The 14,655-nt window shown below is 69.5% G+C and carries 15 protein-coding genes; 5 read left to right on the forward strand and 10 right to left on the reverse strand.

The features are described from left to right. Positions 1–10: 10 nt before the first annotated feature. From ACNFOC_RS07820 to ACNFOC_RS07830, 3 genes are all read right to left on the reverse strand, one after another. A complete protein-coding gene (locus ACNFOC_RS07820; RefSeq protein WP_416958042.1) occupies positions 11–148 on the reverse strand; it encodes a hypothetical protein in 138 nt (45 codons plus the stop codon). A 105-nt stretch (positions 149–253) separates the two neighbouring features. Continuing rightward, complete coding sequence (locus ACNFOC_RS07825) at positions 254–1,312, reverse strand: nitrilase-related carbon-nitrogen hydrolase (RefSeq protein ID WP_416958044.1); 1,059 nt, start codon at positions 1,310–1,312, stop codon at positions 254–256. A gap of 126 nt (positions 1,313–1,438) precedes the next feature. Next, entirely contained in the window at positions 1,439–2,419 is a 981-nt protein-coding gene (locus ACNFOC_RS07830; protein WP_416958046.1) for a helix-turn-helix domain-containing protein, read from the reverse strand. Positions 2,420–3,030: 611 nt separating this feature from the next. Here ACNFOC_RS07830 and ACNFOC_RS07835 point away from each other — a divergent pair. The 5 genes from ACNFOC_RS07835 (at position 3,031) to ACNFOC_RS07855 (ending at position 7,720) form a co-directional block, all read left to right on the forward strand. Further along, the gene (locus ACNFOC_RS07835) at positions 3,031–3,852 is read left to right on the forward strand and encodes an SDR family oxidoreductase (protein WP_416958048.1); all 822 of its coding nucleotides are present in this window, start codon (positions 3,031–3,033) and stop codon (positions 3,850–3,852) included. A 500-nt stretch (positions 3,853–4,352) separates the two neighbouring features. Continuing rightward, the gene (locus ACNFOC_RS07840) at positions 4,353–5,612 is read left to right on the forward strand and encodes an amidohydrolase family protein (protein WP_416958050.1); all 1,260 of its coding nucleotides are present in this window, start codon (positions 4,353–4,355) and stop codon (positions 5,610–5,612) included. A 251-nt stretch (positions 5,613–5,863) separates the two neighbouring features. Then, positions 5,864–6,373: a DoxX family protein gene (locus tag ACNFOC_RS07845; protein ID WP_416958053.1), complete on the forward strand. Its 510-nt coding sequence runs from the start codon at positions 5,864–5,866 to the stop codon at positions 6,371–6,373. Between the two features lie 80 nt (positions 6,374–6,453). After that, positions 6,454–6,759: a DUF1330 domain-containing protein gene (locus tag ACNFOC_RS07850; RefSeq protein WP_416958055.1), complete on the forward strand. Its 306-nt coding sequence runs from the start codon at positions 6,454–6,456 to the stop codon at positions 6,757–6,759. Then, a complete protein-coding gene (locus ACNFOC_RS07855; protein WP_416958057.1) occupies positions 6,752–7,720 on the forward strand; it encodes an LLM class flavin-dependent oxidoreductase in 969 nt (322 codons plus the stop codon). The genes ACNFOC_RS07850 and ACNFOC_RS07855 overlap by 8 nt, the downstream gene beginning before the upstream one ends. Before the next feature lie 168 nt (positions 7,721–7,888). Here ACNFOC_RS07855 and ACNFOC_RS07860 read toward each other — a convergent pair whose 3' ends face one another. The 7 genes from ACNFOC_RS07860 to ACNFOC_RS07890 all read right to left on the reverse strand — a co-directional run bounded on the left by ACNFOC_RS07860 (position 7,889) and on the right by ACNFOC_RS07890 (position 14,648). Further along, positions 7,889–8,596, reverse strand: a complete 708-nt coding sequence (locus tag ACNFOC_RS07860) for a TetR/AcrR family transcriptional regulator (RefSeq protein WP_416958059.1) — start codon at positions 8,594–8,596, stop codon at positions 7,889–7,891. Positions 8,597–8,880: 284 nt separating this feature from the next. Beyond that, positions 8,881–9,564, reverse strand: a complete 684-nt coding sequence (locus ACNFOC_RS07865) for a TetR/AcrR family transcriptional regulator (protein ID WP_416958061.1) — start codon at positions 9,562–9,564, stop codon at positions 8,881–8,883. A gap of 83 nt (positions 9,565–9,647) precedes the next feature. Beyond that, a complete protein-coding gene (locus tag ACNFOC_RS07870; RefSeq protein ID WP_416958063.1) occupies positions 9,648–12,110 on the reverse strand; it encodes a CaiB/BaiF CoA transferase family protein in 2,463 nt (820 codons plus the stop codon). A 37-nt stretch (positions 12,111–12,147) separates the two neighbouring features. After that, complete coding sequence (locus tag ACNFOC_RS07875) at positions 12,148–13,002, reverse strand: SDR family oxidoreductase (RefSeq protein WP_416958065.1); 855 nt, start codon at positions 13,000–13,002, stop codon at positions 12,148–12,150. Between the two features lie 29 nt (positions 13,003–13,031). Further along, positions 13,032–13,436, reverse strand: coding sequence for a MaoC/PaaZ C-terminal domain-containing protein (locus ACNFOC_RS07880; protein WP_416958067.1), 405 nt, complete (start codon positions 13,434–13,436; stop codon positions 13,032–13,034). Continuing rightward, a complete protein-coding gene (locus tag ACNFOC_RS07885) occupies positions 13,433–13,864 on the reverse strand; it encodes an FAS1-like dehydratase domain-containing protein (protein ID WP_416958069.1) in 432 nt (143 codons plus the stop codon). The genes ACNFOC_RS07880 and ACNFOC_RS07885 overlap by 4 nt, the downstream gene beginning before the upstream one ends. 100 nt (positions 13,865–13,964) lie before the next feature. Then, complete coding sequence (locus tag ACNFOC_RS07890) at positions 13,965–14,648, reverse strand: PaaI family thioesterase (RefSeq protein ID WP_416958071.1); 684 nt, start codon at positions 14,646–14,648, stop codon at positions 13,965–13,967. Between the last annotated feature and the right edge of the window lie 7 nt (positions 14,649–14,655).

A 14,655-nucleotide genomic window follows, 5' to 3' on the forward strand; every position in this document is an offset into this window, starting at 1 on the left:
CTCCATTCGATCAGGTGTGCATGGGTGAGCGGTGTCGTGCCGTGCGGGGGCCTCGCGCGGTGATCGTGCCGTCGACCGGGTGGACGTCTTCGACCGGCAGGGGCTTGGTGAATTCGAGGTGCTCCAGCCGGTGGGCCGTCGATGTCACGGACAGGGTGTGCGCACCTGCCTCCGCGAGAGGGAGCCCGCCGGAAGACGCGGTCCGTGTACGTGTGTCCCCGTGTCCCCGGCGGCCTGCCCCGGGCGTCGCGGGTCAGCTCAGCGGGACCGTGATCATGTTCCTGTGTTCGTGCTCGGGGTCGGACACGCGCGGTCCGGGGTATGTCCGGGCCAGGAGCCGAAGGACACCGTATGAGGTCTCGCCCTCGGGGTCGGCGGTCTTGGAGGTGAACGTGCTCGGGTCGACGACCGCGTAGAGCAGATCCTCCTTGCCGGACACCGACTTGACCAGGAACTGTCCGCGCGGGTCGAGCACCGCCCCGTATCCGGCCGAGGGGAGCAGGACGTAGCAGCTGCCGTTGATGGCGTACATCCGGGCGGCCGACAGGGCGACGTCGACGTCCTCCCACCACTGGACGGCGCTACCGGGCGGTGAGTTGTAGGGCCAGGCGGCGATGTGGACCGCCTCCAGCTGGGCGAGCATGTTGTACGTCATCTCCGGGTGGAGGTGCTCCCAGCAGGACAGGGCCCCGATGCGGCCGAGTGGGGTCGTGCGGACCTCGATGTCGCGGCCGAGGCCGTCGTCGGAGAAGACGGTGCGCTCCGAGCCGGAGGGGCGGATCTTGCGCCGTACGATCAGCGGCACGCCGTCGGGGCCGAAGAGGGCCTGCCCCATGAACAGGTGCTTCCCGGCGCGTTCGCTGTAGCAGATCTCCACCGTGATCCGGTGCTCGCGGGCGGCCTCGCGCAGGCGTCGCCACTCCTTGCCGCCGACCGTCAGCGACTGCTGGGCGTAGGCGGGCAGGCCAGTGGTCGGCCAGTTCGGGTCGGTGTTCACGGCCTTCGGGTAGCCGGGCAGCCACAGTTCACCGAAGGCGACCAGCCTGGCCCCGTGCTCCGCGGCCTCCTGGATGAGCGCGACAGCCTTGTCGACGCCGGCCCCCAGGTCGAACTCCACCGGGGCCGCGGTCACCACGGCCACCTTGTACGGCTCCCTGCCGATCGTGACCGCGTCGTCGTGCGAGGGCGCTGCTTTCCGGGAGGTGGCCGCCGCCGCGGGGAAGGAGAGGGCGCCGAGCCCACTGCCGGCTGCGACGGCGCTCGCGGCTGCCGCGGTCCGCATCAGGCTTCGCCGGTCGAGGGGGTGGGACATGGCGCTCCTCCGTCGTGTCGGTCCGGCGGCGCGTGATGCGCGTCCGGGACACGGAGAAGCTAGCGGGAGCGGTACGGGACGTTTCGGCGTTGCGTGCACGGGCGACCGGCGAAATCCGCACGGGTGTCAGTGCGTTGAGCGGCTGTTGGGGGCGGAGTCGGCGGTGCGCAGTGACGCGGCCCGGTGTTCCGAGGGGGTGCGGTCGAACGCGCGGCGAAAGGCCCGGGTGAAGGTGGTGAGGTCGGTGAAACCGCTGCGCCGGGCGACGGCTGCGACGGTCAGGTGCCGGTCTGAGGGGCGGGCCAGCAGACGGTGCGCCAACCGGAGCCGTTCCTGGCGGATGTAGGCGGCCGGGGTGGTGCCCGTCTCGGCGAACAGTGCGTGCAGATGGCGCAACGACACATTGTGCCGGGCCGCGAGAGCGGTGGGGGTCAGCTCCGGGTCGGCGAGCTGTTCCGCGATGTGGGCCTGGACCATCCGGAGCGTCGCCGTGCGGCCCAGGGACTGCGGGCCGTGTGCCGGCGGCCTGAACGCCGAGTCGAGCACACCCGAGAGCAGGTCCGTCATCGCCCGGCCGATACTCGGGTCGGACCCGGCACCGGGCACGGCACCCTCCGGCATGCGCAGGACCTCGGTCATCATCGCGCCGAGCACGCGCAGCGCCGGGAGGTCCGCACTGATGAGGTGGCCGCAGCGCTCCCGCGACTCCCGGTCTCCGTGCCCGACCAGCGAGCGCGGCACGTGCAGGACGAGCTCGTGGATGGCCGTCTCCGGGAACGACAGGGTGTAGGGCCTGCTGCTGTCGTACAGGATTCCACCGCGTATCTGTAGCCGGGCCCGGCGGGTGTCCTGCTCGACGAAGCCCACGCCGCCCATGTGGACGACGAACAGGTAGTCCTCACTCGGGGTGCTCCGCGTCAACCGGGCGGTCCGCAACACCTGCGAGGCTCCCGACCTGACCTCGCTGACCGCGACGCCGGATGCCACGGGGACCCGGGTGACACTGCCCCGGAAGCCCTCGCCGATCCGGCCGACTTGCAGCGGAACAAAGCTGTCCGAGCAGATCTGCTTCCATTCGTCGGCGGACGACGCGTGCGCACCTTCCATGACGGGAGCGTGCCGAAGCTCCTTTACCGAGATATTTCGGGTGGAGCATCCGAAGGTAAACCTCGCGGCGCAGACCAAGGTCATGACCGGTGGTGGCGGCGTCGACCAGTCCTGGAGCAGATCCGTGGTGACGGGTGGGGGCGAGCCATTGATCCAAGCGATCCAAGCGCACGGAGGCCGCCGCAGGCCTCGCCGCCCTTGTCGTCGCCTGGCACCGATGGGGTCACCGAGCCCCCGGCACGCCGGATTGCGTGTCCCCAAGGCGCGATGGTGAGCGTGAGCAGGCCGGGCCCGTCACGAAGAGAGACGACGATTCCGCGGTGAATCCCGCATGCGCCGACATGACCGAAGCCGACACCGGGTGCCCCGTCCGGCGTGGGTGTGGCTTCGACAGGGCTCGGTCGGGCGCGCCGAAGCCCCGGAACCGGGTCGCGCATCGGTCACGGGCGGGGCGGAGTCCAGGGGAACGCTCTGTCCGCTTGACCAAGCGGTACGTTGGAGCGGGCGGTAGGAGGCCGGCCTCAGCAGGTGGTACGACAGGCGGCCCACCCGGACGTCCCTGATCGCGGGAGACTCGTCCCACAGCGGTTTTCTACAGTGAGGAGTTGCGCATGACCACGGTAGGGGTCGCCACCGGTGTCGGTCAGGGGACGGGTGAGGCATGCGCGCGCCACCTCGCCGACATGGTCGACGTGTTGTTGCTCGCGGACCGGAACGAGGCGGCGGCCGTGGTCGCGAAGGACCTGGCAGGCTCCGGGAAGCGAGCCGTCGTCGAAGCGGTCGGAGGGGATGTCACCGACCGCGACTGCTACTTCCGGTTGGCTGAACGGGTCCGGGAGTTCGGCACGCTGCGGGCCGTCGCGCATGCCGAGAGCGTGGCGCCGGAGGACGCCGACTGGCGCGGGATCATCGAGGTCGACTTCGTCGGGAGCGCACTGCTCGCCGAGGCGCTCCGCCCCCTGGCCACCGCGGGCACGGCCTTCGTGTACTGCGCCTCGGTGTCTCCGCTGATCGCTCACGTCGAACCCGATCCGGTGGTCGCGGCCGTCCTGGAGAACCCGGCGCGGGAGGGATTCCTCGATCGCATCCGTGAAGCGATCGGCCCAGCCGTCGAGGATCCCGCGTGGGCATACCCATGGGCCATGTACGGAGTGCAGCGCCTGGCCCGTGCCGAGGCGGTACGACTCGGGCCGCTGGGCGCACGCGTTTGCTCCGTCTCGCCCGGGGCGATCGACTCCCCGCAGACCCGGTTGGAGGCGGCGCGGCATGAGTCGGTACGACAGTTCATCCAGGCCACGCCCCTGGGCCGTACCGGCCGCTACGAGGAGGTCGCAGCCGTCGCCGCGTTCCTGTTGTCGGACGGGGCGAGCTTCGTGACAGGTGTCGACATCATCGTCGACGGTGGCCTGTCGGCCTCCACGCAGGACGACTAGACGTTCACAGCCGATAAGGGCCGGTCATTGGGGCCTCCGTCACCCGATGGAACGTACAGAGGCCGATGCCCCATGCCGCGGAGTCTGAACGCGGTGGAGCGTGTTCCGGGCCCGGTGGTGCAGAGGGCTGCACCTCGCACTCGGGAGAGTGCCCGCTCGTCGCGCCGGTCGGGCTGCGGAATCCACGGCCGTCAGCGAGATGTCAGGTGCGTCAGCAGCCGTTTCCTCGCCGGCACGCGGAAGTCCGTCCTGGTGTCCGACCGGCTGTCCGCGAGACGCCTCGGTCTGAATGGAATGAGCCCAGAGGGAAGGAATAGACCAGTCGGTCATATGTCAGCTGAGTGTCAGCCTTGGAGGTCGCATCTGCCGGGTTTTCCATTTGCTGAATTATTGACTAGACCGATCGGTACAGCTAGCTTGGGTGGCATCTGGGGGTCGGCCTTCTGGCTACGGACGACGGAGTTCGAAGAGAGGTACCGCCTGTGTTCAAGGAATTTGTCGTGTCCGGCGATTCGCACATCATCGAGCCGGTCGATCTGTTCAAGACCCGCCTGCCCAAGCAGCTGCGTGAACGCGCCCTCTGGGAAGAGGAGTTCACTCTCGACGAGCCGATCGTGCCGGGCGGGCACACGGAGTTCAAGAAGCTCCACACCATCGGGTTCGACGGCTGGACCATCTCCAAGTACCGCCAGACCGGCGGGGAGACGCCCGACGGCGATCCCGACCACATCATCCGGGACATGAACTTCGACGGCGTCGACGCCTCGGTCATGTTCCCCAACCTCTCGCTGTTCGTCCTGTTCACGGACGACCACGAGCTGTCGATGGCGCACGCGCGGGTGTGGAACGACTACCTCGTCGAGCGCTACCTCCCCTACAAGGACCGGCTGCGTCCCACCGCCGCGATCCCGATCACGGACGTCCCCGCGGCCGTGGCGGAGATCGAGCGGATAGCGCGGCTGGGACTCGGCGCGATCCTGCTGCCGGAGATCCCGCCGCTGCCGTACTACGCGCGGGAGTACGACCCGATCTGGGCCGCCGCCCAGGCACACGACCTGCCGGTCTTCATCCACGTGGCCACCGGCGGGGTGAAGGTCAAGCAGGAGATCTCCGGGACGGCGCAGACCGTCCGGGGGCTGATGACGTCCATGAACATGGGCAAGGGCAACCTGACCGACGACATGGTGGCGGGCCGGACCATGGGCTTCGCGGCCGGCGCCGGTGTGGCGGGTCCGCAGGGCATCATCGCCAGCCTGGTCGGCGGCGGGGTGTGCGAGCGCTTCCCCGACCTGCACTTCAACCTGATCGAGTACACCGCCGGCTGGCTGGTCTCCTTCATGGGCTACATGGACAAGGCGTGGAAGACGGGCACCGGCCAGGACCCCGACTGGTGGCTCGGCTTCTGGGACGACGACCGTCCGGCGACCGAACAGCCCTCCATGGGAAGGCTGTTCGCGATCAACGACAAGTGGCCCTACCCGCTCAAGCCGACCGAGTACGTCCGGCGGCAGATCCACGTGCAGTTCGCGGACGACCCCACGGCGGTCAAGGCCCGTCACATCACCGGCCTGTCGACGGTGATGTGGGGCAACGACTACCCACACGCGGAAGGCACCTTCCGCAGCAGTGCCGAGTGCATCGCGGAGAACTTCGAGGGCGTCAACGACGAGGACCGCGCGGCCATCCTGGGCGGCACCCTCGCCGACGTCGTGCACTTCGACAAGAGCCGGAAACTCGCCCCGGTCACCGAAAACGCCTGATCGCGGCCGAGCCGCGGACTGTCGTTCCCGGCCCCCTGATGAGGAGGCCGGGAACGACGTGGCCAGTCGTCGTCTTCTCCGGACAGACCCTGCCATCGCCCTGCCGACGTCCTCGTGTCCGTCGAGGGCGTCGTCGGACGCGAGGTCGAGCGAGGGGGCAGGGGCGGGCTCGACGGCGGAGACCGTTGGGCGTGCGGGGATTCGAAGAGTCCGCGTCCCAAGCGGATGGAGACAGGGAGCTGGGGACCGTCATGGCCCATGACCTAGGCATGCTGGTGATCCGCTTGGCTCTCGGGCTGATGCTGGTCGCCCACGGGGTGAACAAGACCTTCGGGTCCGGTGGACTGGCCGGTACGACCTCCTGGTTCGCCTCGCTCGGGCTGCGCCCGGCGTGGCTGCACGCGCGGCTCGCCGCCGGCACCGAGATCGTCGCGGGAGTACTGCTCGGCCTCGGTCTCCTGACCGGTGCGGCCTGTACCGCCTACGTGGGCCTGATGCTCGTAGCCGCCCTCACCGACCATCGGGGCAAGGGCTACTTCGTCTTCAAGGGCGGCTGGGAGTACGTGCTGCTCGTCGGGCTCGTGGCCGTGGGGGTCGCCTCGGTCGGCCCGGGCGCGTGGTCGCTGGACAACGCGCTGGGACTCGACAGCTCCGGTATCTGGTGGTCCGTGGGCGCGGTTGTGGCGGGCACCAGTGCCGCGTTGGGTCTCCTCGCCACGTTCTACCGGCCGTCCGACGGCGTGGAAGCGCAGAGCGACTGAACGGCGCCCCGCTGCCCGTCCGACCCGGCGCGGGGCCCGTGCGAGAGATCCTCAACCTGCTTGATCTGAAGGAGAATTCGATGCCCAGGGGATACGTCGTCGTCACCGAAGCCATCAAGGACAGTGAGGGGATGGCCGCGTACAGCCAGGCCGCGGCGCCGTCCATGGCCCAGAGCGGGGCCAGGCCCCTGGTCGTCGACGGACAACCCCGGGTATTGGAAGGCGAATGGCACGGAAACCGCACCGTCATTCTCGAATTCGAATCGGTCGAAGCGGCCCAGGCCTGGTACGACTCCGATTCCTACGCCGCGGCCAGGCCCTTGCGGCAGGCCGCGGCCGAGTCGAACGCCGTACTGCTGAGCGGTTTCGAGATGCCTCGTGAGTGAAGTCGAGCTGTCGTGCGGGCTGCCGCCTGGACCTGACTTCGCCGATTTCGTGGTGCTGGCCGAAGGACTCGGATACACGCGGGTGTGGATCTACGACTCGGCACCCCTGTGGGAAGACCCGTTCGTCCACCTGGCGCTCGCCGCTCGACGCACCAGCCGTATCGGGCTCGCTACGGCCGTTCTCATCCCGACGCAACGCGATGTGATGGCGATGGCCTCGGCGATCGCCACCGTCTCTCGTCTGTCCGGCGGGCGGTTCCGGCCCTGCTTCGGCACCGGCTTCACCGCCCGCCTGACAGTTGGACAACCGCCCATGAAACTGGGCGAGTTGGGCGACTATGTGCGCGCGCTGCGCCGACTCCTGGCGGGCGGGACGACGCTCGTGAACGGCAAGACCGTACGTATGCTCCACGTGGACGGACTCGCGCAACCGCGCCCGGTGAACGTTCCCCTGTGGCTCAGCGCGTTCGGGCCGCGCGGCGCGAAGCTGGCGGCCGACGTCGCCGACGGGATCATCGGTCCCGTTCACCCCGACCTGCCCACGGCGACCATGGTGTCCGGCACCGTCCTGGACCCGGGTGAAAACCCGGACAGCGACCGGGTGCGCCGAGCGATCGGACCGTGGCGGGTCCTCGACTGGCACAACGCCTACGCCTATGGCGGCGCTGAGGCCGTGGACGCCCTGCCGGGCGGCCGGCAGTGGCGGGACACGGTCGAGGCGCTCGAACCGGCCGGGTCACGCCATCTGCGGACCTTTGAAGGCCACGTCACCCACCTGCCGGACCGCGACGGCATGTTGCTGGAGCACATCGATCACACCACCATGGTCGGTGACCTCCACAGCATCCGGCGGAGCGTCGAGCACCTCGTCGGCGAGGGCTTCAGCGAGGTCATCTACACGCCCAGCGGGCCGGACATCGCCCGTGAGCTGACGGCCTTCGTCGCCGTCGGCGCGTCCTGACAGCGAAGCCCCTGATTCGCGTGAGCCCGAGACGGTCATCACCCACCATGCTTCCAGGGCGACGGTGTCTGTAGGTACGGGAGCCGGAGATCTCCCGTTCCCGCGCCGACTCCACGTTCCCGGAGAGCCGCGAGGACACCAACGGGTCCCAGCGCACAGCGAGTTCGGTCAGCTCGCCACGTAGATCGGTACCCACTCCGCCTCGGGGTCCAGCGGCAGGTCCGGGCAGTCGCGTTTGAATGCCGCCGTCTTCTCCTCCACTTCCGTCAGATCGGCGTCCGGTGCGCCGAAGCCACGCAGCAGGGTGTCGCAGTACTCGCGGGACAACTGCACCGCGTCCCACTGTCCGTCCGGCTTCACCCACTGGTAGGTGTGGTTGTGCAGGTTCAGGAACTGCAGGGTGGCCAGCCGGGGCGGCATCGTACGGAAGCGGCCTTGTCGAGCGGCCTCTGCGAACAGTGCCCTGACCAGTCCTTCGAATTCGGCGCGCTGGGCAAGCAGGGCGTGGAGGTGGTCACCGGTGAGGCTGCGGTAGTCGTGTTCGTAGACCCAGATGTGGTCGAGCCTGCGGAAGATGATCGTCAGCAGCGACTCGGACAGCAGCCGCAGCCGCAGCAGCGGGACCTCGTCGAGGGCCGCGATCTCCTTGGCGCGGGCCAGCAGCGGGCCGAGCACCCGCGACTGGATCTCGATGAGGACGTTCTCCTTGGAGCCGATGTAGTAGTACAGGGCGCCCCTGGCGAGCCCGACCGCGCGGCCCAGGTCGTTGATGGAGGTCGCCGCGTAGCCCTGTTGCGCGAACAGGGACGCCGCGGTGTCGATGATCTTCCGGCGTCTGGCCTCGAAGCCCGGCCCGTGACCCGGTGGACGTGACATCACTTCTCTCCCCACCTGATCTGTCGAGGTCTTGCTTACACGCCTGTGCCCGAATTCAGGCTGTGTCTGGCCGCGCCAGGGGAGAATCAGGTTCCGGGACACCATTCTTCTTATGCCGAAATCGTTTGCTAGACCAGACGGTACATTAAAAGTGCGATTCGAACGGAAGGCCTGGGCGGCGCGACAGCTGCAGCCCGTCCTCGATCAGGTGGGGGTCACGTTCGAGGAGAGCAGAGGGACTGTCGACGTGCTTCCCGTGGCCCGGCCCTGGCGGCCGCCGTCGGTCACGGCGCAGGACGGGTGACGAGTCCGGACAGCGCGATGTCGGCCAGTCCGTCGGCGAGGTCCTGGGCCGAGAGCGTCCGACCGGGTTCGTACCAGCGGAAGGTCCACGCGACGAGACCGATGATGGACTGCGCCACGACCCCCACGGGAAGCGTGGTCGTGAACTCGCCGGACGCGACCGCCTCCTGGACGAATCCCTCGATGAACTCGAACTGGCGCTGCGACAGATCGATGATCGGTTCCAGATCGCTCTGCTTCACCCCCTCGAACCGGGACAGATCCTCGTGCACCCAGATGTAGAGGTAGGGGAAGTGGCGGTCGTAGTGCTTCATCAGCACCCTGATTCCGGCCCGTAGCTTGTCGGCCGCCGGCTGCTCGGACCTCGACACCTTCGTCAGGTCCTCGTCGCTCTCGACGAGGGCCCCGTGCACCAGGTCCGCGAGCAACTCGTCCTTGCCGGCCACGTAGTAGTAGACGCTGGCGCGGTCCGTCCCGAGTTCCTCGGCCACGTCGCGCAGCGTCATGTCGTGAAATCCCTTACGGCGCATGACAGTTGTCGCCGCGGACTCAAGCTCCGCGCGCCTGCGCAGATACGCCTCACTGGGACGTTTCCGAGCCTTGCTGCGCCGGCGGTCTATGTGGCTGCCCGACTCGGCGCCGCTGTTGTCGTCGGCCGTCCCCATACCGTGAATCCTACGGTGGGCACGGCCGGGTGCTGCCGGTGGTGTGCCGCGGGAGGTTCTTGCGTCTCGCCTGGGACGTCACGTCACCGTACGACTCCCGCGTCGCGAAGACCGGCGATCCGCGCCCGGTCGTAGCCGAGCGCACGCAGCAGGGCGTCGGTGTGCTGGCCCAGGGTGCAGCCCGCCTCCGGCTTGGTCGTCGATCGGGAGAAGCGGTTCAGCGGCGCGAGCCGACGGTGCTCGTCGAAGATGGGACTGACCGCGTCGACGGCGTAGCCCGCGTCGTGGAACTCGTCGCCCTGCATGTGCCGTTCGGCCGGTTCCTGGGTCACGGCGACGCAGCCGACGTCCCGCGCCGTGAGGCCGGCCTCCCACTCGGCCTTCGTCCGGGTCGCGAAGATCTTGGTGAGCACCTCCGCGAGCGCGTCGTCGTGGGCGGCACGCGCCCGGCGCGTGGTGAACCGCTCGTCGGCCAGATCGCCCGGGTCGCCGAGCCCGGCTACCAGAGGAGCCCACTCCCGCTCCGCCGGCGCGGCGAGGAAGAGCCAGCCGTCGGAGGCGGGATACATCCGGTACAGGGCGCTGATCCCTCGGAAGTCGGCGTCGACGCGAGGCTGTGCGGGACGGCCCTGGTAGCTGGTGTTGTGCGCGATCAGCGCCTGCGTACTCGTGCCCAGCATCGTGGCGGCGACGTCGGTCAGTTCGATCCCGCGACGCTTCGCGTAGACGCCGAGGAGCAGGGCGGAGGCGACGCCGAGGGCGGCCATTCCGTCCGACTGGACCGCCGGGACCGTCCCACCGGCGTACAACTTGCGTGCTTGGCCCAGTAGTTGGTCACGATCCTCGGTGGGACGGCCGACCACCTGCGCGTCGGTCGCGGAAACCCCTGACGCCGCGCCGATGGACGGCGCGTAGGCGGGCTTGGAACCGTACGGTCCGTCGATGCCGTAGCCAGGAGCGTTCACGTACACCAGATCCGGATTGATCGCCTTCAGCGAGGCCTCGTCGGCACCGATCCGGGCCGCGGCACCCGCCCGGTAGCACTGGAGCACCACGTCGACCTGTGCGGCCAACTCCCGCAGGATCCGCAGCCCTTCGGGGGTGCGGAGGTCGACGGCGATGCTCTCCTTCCCCTGGAGTGCCTTCGCGCCACCCGCCTCGGGGAACGCCATGATGCCCCGGATCAGATCGCCGTCGAGCGGCTCGACCTTGATGACCCGCGCACCGAGATCGGCGAGGAGGGTGGCGCCGTACGGCCCGGCGTACATGGCGCCGAGTTCGAGCACGGTCACGCCGGTGAGAGGGGGTCCTGAACGGCCTTGCTGTTCCCCGGTGCCGGGGAGTCCGTCACCACGCGTCGCAGCCAGACGTCGCAGCTCCCGGGTGTGCTCGCCGAGGCGGGGTGCCCGGCGAATCCTCGTGAGCGGCCGGCCTGCCGCGTGGACCAGGGTCGACGGCTGGCGTACCGGGCCGAGGTCCGGATCCTCCACGACGACCACGCGGCCCTCGTGCACCAACTGCGGGTGGTCCAGCGCCTCGTCCGGGGTACGGAACTGCTCGCCGAAGACGTCGGGATCGCGGGCGAACACCGCTTCCCACTCCTCCAGCGTCCGCTGCCCGACCTTCGAGACCATCTTGTTCCACCACTCGAACCGCAGCTCGGGTGTCGGAAGCATCGGAAAGCCGTCCCACTTCGGGTCGGCGAGTTCGGCACTCAGGCCGAGTTCGTCCAGCCACGCCCGCATGAGCCGTGGCGCGGTCTGCGCGAACTGCAGCCAAGTGCCGTCCGCCGTGGCGGCGATGAGCATCGCGTACAGCAACCTGGTCTGGGGGCGGCCCTGTTGGTCGAAGGCGGCACCCATCGGCTGGAACGCGTCCGGGAAGCGGCCGAGCACCAGCTCGTAGAACCAGTTGTACGGGTCGTACGCACCGACTCCCGTCACCAGATCGGACTCCACCACCTGGCCCAGACCGCTCTCCTCCCGTTCGAGCAGCGCCGCGAGGATTCCGTGGACCGCTGCCTGCGCGGCCGCGAAGGAGGCGTAGGGAGTGGTGACGTAGGCGGGATCCGGGCCGGTGGTGAGCTGGTGCTTGGAGTGGAGGACGCCGCTCTTGGCGAGGATCAGTGCTTCGTAGCCCTTGCGGCCGGACCACGGTCCGCGGGTTCCCCAGCCGGTGATGAGCGCCATGACGAGGCGCGGGTGCCGGGCCGCCAACTGCCCGGCGGTGAAGCCGAGTCGCGCCGCGGCGGCCGGACGCATCGTGGTCACGGCGACGTCGGCGCGCGCGAGAAGGCCGTCCAGCGTCGCGCGATCGACGTCGTCGTGCAGGTCGAGTGTGATGCTGCGCTTGCCGCGCAGGAGGCCCGGCCAGCCGGGGTTCGCGCGGAGTCGGCTACCCGTGGGCGGCTCGACGAGAATGACGTCCGCCCCCGCGTCCGCGAGGAACTGCGTGGCCTGAGCGCCGGGCAGCGTCGTCGAGAGATCGATGACGACGATGCCGTGGAGCGGGCCTTCGCCGAGGTCGTCGTCGTTCCGGTCGGGCATTCCCAACTCCCTTGGACGGTGCGGGTTCACGGCACTTTCAGCTGAACCGGGTCGTCGCGAGGATGCCGCCGTCGACCAACAGGTCGGTCCCGGTGATGTACGACGCCCGGTCGGACGCGAGGAACTCGATGGCGTCGGCGGTCTCGGTCATCGTTCCCTCGCGGCCGAGCGGCGACCGGCGCAGCATGTCCAACTTGACCTCGCGGTGCGGTCCTTCGAACTCCAGCGCACCCATCGGGGTGGCGATCGGGCCCGGCGACATCGACACGATGCGGGCGCCCTTCGTGCCCCACGCCGCAGCACGCCTCCTGCACATCCGGAGCAGCGCGAACTTGGTGAGCCGGTAGGCCTGGAGCGGCGTGCGCTCCGGCACCAGCTTCTCCAGACGCTCGACGAAGTCCGGTACGAGGGGGTCGTCGAGCACCGCGGTGATCTCCGGATCCGGCGGTTCGGCGAGGTGCCCGGCGGAGGAGGACACGAAGACCGCGGCCGTGCCCGGCACGGCCTGGCCAAGACTCATCCGCTCGATCAGCCGCGCCCCGACGAGGTTCACCCTGAGCAGGGTGCGCCAGTCACCCATCGACGGAGACAGCGCCGCGACGTGCGCGACCGTACGCAACCGGCCATGTGCCGCGATCAGTCGACCGAGTTCCGTGACCGAGTCCGGTTCCGTGATGTCGCACCGCGTCACCACCGCGTCGATCCCGTCCCCCCGCAACGCGGCCTCCCGCGCCGGGTTCCTGGCGGCGGACAGGCTCGCCAGCACCAGCCGGTGGGACCGGCCCAGACGGCGTGCCGCCGACATCCCGATACCGCCCCCGCCGATCACCAACGCGACGGGCAGATCCGGGCGTTCACTCGTCCCGGTCCTCAACTCGCCACCAGGCTCCATGCCCTGCTCCTTCTCCGGCGCCGGGGCCATCACGTGAGCGCGAACTCGGCGGAGCCGTCGACCACGAGCGCGCCGTCGTCCTTGCGCAGCTGGATCGCGAGCTCCAGCCGCCGCTCGTCGCCCTGCTGGAAGAGCCGTACGACCTCCGCCGACGCGACCAGCCGGTCCCCGCGGTACACCACCTGCGTGAAGCGGGTGCGGAAGCGCCGTACGCTCTCCTCCCCGAAGTGCTCGGTGCAGTACGCCGCGAGCCAGCCGGCGCCGAGCATCCCCGCGCTGAAGGCGGCGGGATAGCCGACGGAGCGGGCGAGTTCGTCGTCGTGGTGCATCGGGTTCATGTCACCGCTCGCGCCCTGGTAGCGCACGATGTCGGTCATCGTGACCGGCCCGAACGTGCGCTCCGGAAGCCGGGTTCCCCGGGCGAGATCGATCACGACGCCTCCTTGCGCACATAGGCGGACGTGTACCGGCACTCGGCACGTAGGAGTCCCTGGTCGTCGTGGAAGGAGACCAGGAAACGGACCAGCACCATCGGTCCCTGCCGGCCCTCTTTGATCCGCACGTCGTACAGGCGCTCGGAGTTGTGCAGCGTCTCGCCTGCCCGCGGCACCGGGCCGTGGAAGAAGTACTCCTGCTCCAGCGAGAGCAGATTCCGTACGTCGGGTTCGATCCCGACCGTCGCGCACGCTTTCGCGACCTCGGGCGCGCGCACCGTCTCGCCGATGGTGCTCCAGTGGATCACCGTGGCCAGGAAGGTCGGCGGGATCGGAGCGTTCGGGTCGTCGAGGTAGGCGGGGCGGGCCGCCGCTGTCGCCGTGGCGTACTCCCGCACCTTGCCCCACTCGATGGGCATGATCGCCATGTCTGCTCCTCGCCGGAGTAGGTCCGCATCGAACTATTTCGTCGACGGAACCGACCGTCAATCCTCTCTAAGGAGTCTTCATTAACTTTTGCGGTTCGGGTCAGGGCTGACCGGGATTGAGGACGATGAACAGCCCCTCCGCCTCGGCGCAGAGGATTCCGCCGTGGCGGATCTCGGCCCGGAGGACGCGCTTGCGGCCCTCCTCGCTCACGAACCAGCCGTGTACGTCGAGTTCCGCCCCGATCGGGGTGATCGACCGGTAGTCGGTGTGCAGATAGGCGGTGCGGGCCCGGGTGCGGCCGCCCGAGCCCGAGAGCCTGCCCAGGACCTCGTCGAAGAGGAGCGGGACGGCGCCACCGTGGACCGCTCCGTTCCCGCCGAGGAAGTACCGGCCGAAGCGCACCGTGCCCCGGACGCTGAACCGGTTGGCCTCGTGGACCCGGAGGGCCGGCGCCATCGTCTGGCCGCGGCCCGGCATGTCGTCCCGGTGCCCGAAGACCTGCTCGTGCTCGGCAACGGCCGCGTCGGCGAGCCGCTCGCACCAGGCGCCGAGGTCGTCCGAGAGCGCGGCCACCGTGCCGGGGTCCAGCCGTGCCGCGGCGACATGGTCGAGGAAGCCGCGCAGGCGCGCGATCATCCCGCCGTACCCGTCGCCGCCCGCGCCGTCCGGTCCCGCCGCCCGGGTCCACGACTCGACCTGGGGGGTCCGCTCCGGCTCGGGGATGCCCAGCCCGAGTGCCGGGTCGTCGTACCGGCTGTCGCCGGGGAGCCCGGGCGTCCTCACGCCGACA

Source organism: Streptomyces colwelliae (genome assembly GCF_048158785.1).
Classification (GTDB): Bacteria; Actinomycetota; Actinomycetes; order Streptomycetales; family Streptomycetaceae; genus Streptomyces.

Excerpts from the sequence above, each read along its gene's own strand:
- ACNFOC_RS07825 (WP_416958044.1), bottom strand. The coding sequence starts at position 1,312 with ATGTCCCACCCCCTCGACCGGCGAAGCCTGATGCGGACCGCGGCAGCC.
- ACNFOC_RS07830 (WP_416958046.1), bottom strand. The coding sequence starts at position 2,419 with ATGGAAGGTGCGCACGCGTCGTCCGCCGACGAATGGAAGCAGATCTGC.
- ACNFOC_RS07835 (WP_416958048.1), top strand. The coding sequence starts at position 3,031 with ATGACCACGGTAGGGGTCGCCACCGGTGTCGGTCAGGGGACGGGTGAG.
- ACNFOC_RS07845 (WP_416958053.1), top strand. The coding sequence starts at position 5,864 with ATGGCCCATGACCTAGGCATGCTGGTGATCCGCTTGGCTCTCGGGCTG.
- ACNFOC_RS07850 (WP_416958055.1), top strand. The coding sequence starts at position 6,454 with ATGCCCAGGGGATACGTCGTCGTCACCGAAGCCATCAAGGACAGTGAG.
- ACNFOC_RS07860 (WP_416958059.1), bottom strand. The coding sequence starts at position 8,596 with ATGTCACGTCCACCGGGTCACGGGCCGGGCTTCGAGGCCAGACGCCGG.
- ACNFOC_RS07865 (WP_416958061.1), bottom strand. The coding sequence starts at position 9,564 with ATGGGGACGGCCGACGACAACAGCGGCGCCGAGTCGGGCAGCCACATA.
- ACNFOC_RS07870 (WP_416958063.1), bottom strand. The coding sequence starts at position 12,110 with ATGCCCGACCGGAACGACGACGACCTCGGCGAAGGCCCGCTCCACGGC.
- ACNFOC_RS07875 (WP_416958065.1), bottom strand. The coding sequence starts at position 13,002 with ATGGAGCCTGGTGGCGAGTTGAGGACCGGGACGAGTGAACGCCCGGAT.
- ACNFOC_RS07885 (WP_416958069.1), bottom strand. The coding sequence starts at position 13,864 with ATGGCGATCATGCCCATCGAGTGGGGCAAGGTGCGGGAGTACGCCACG.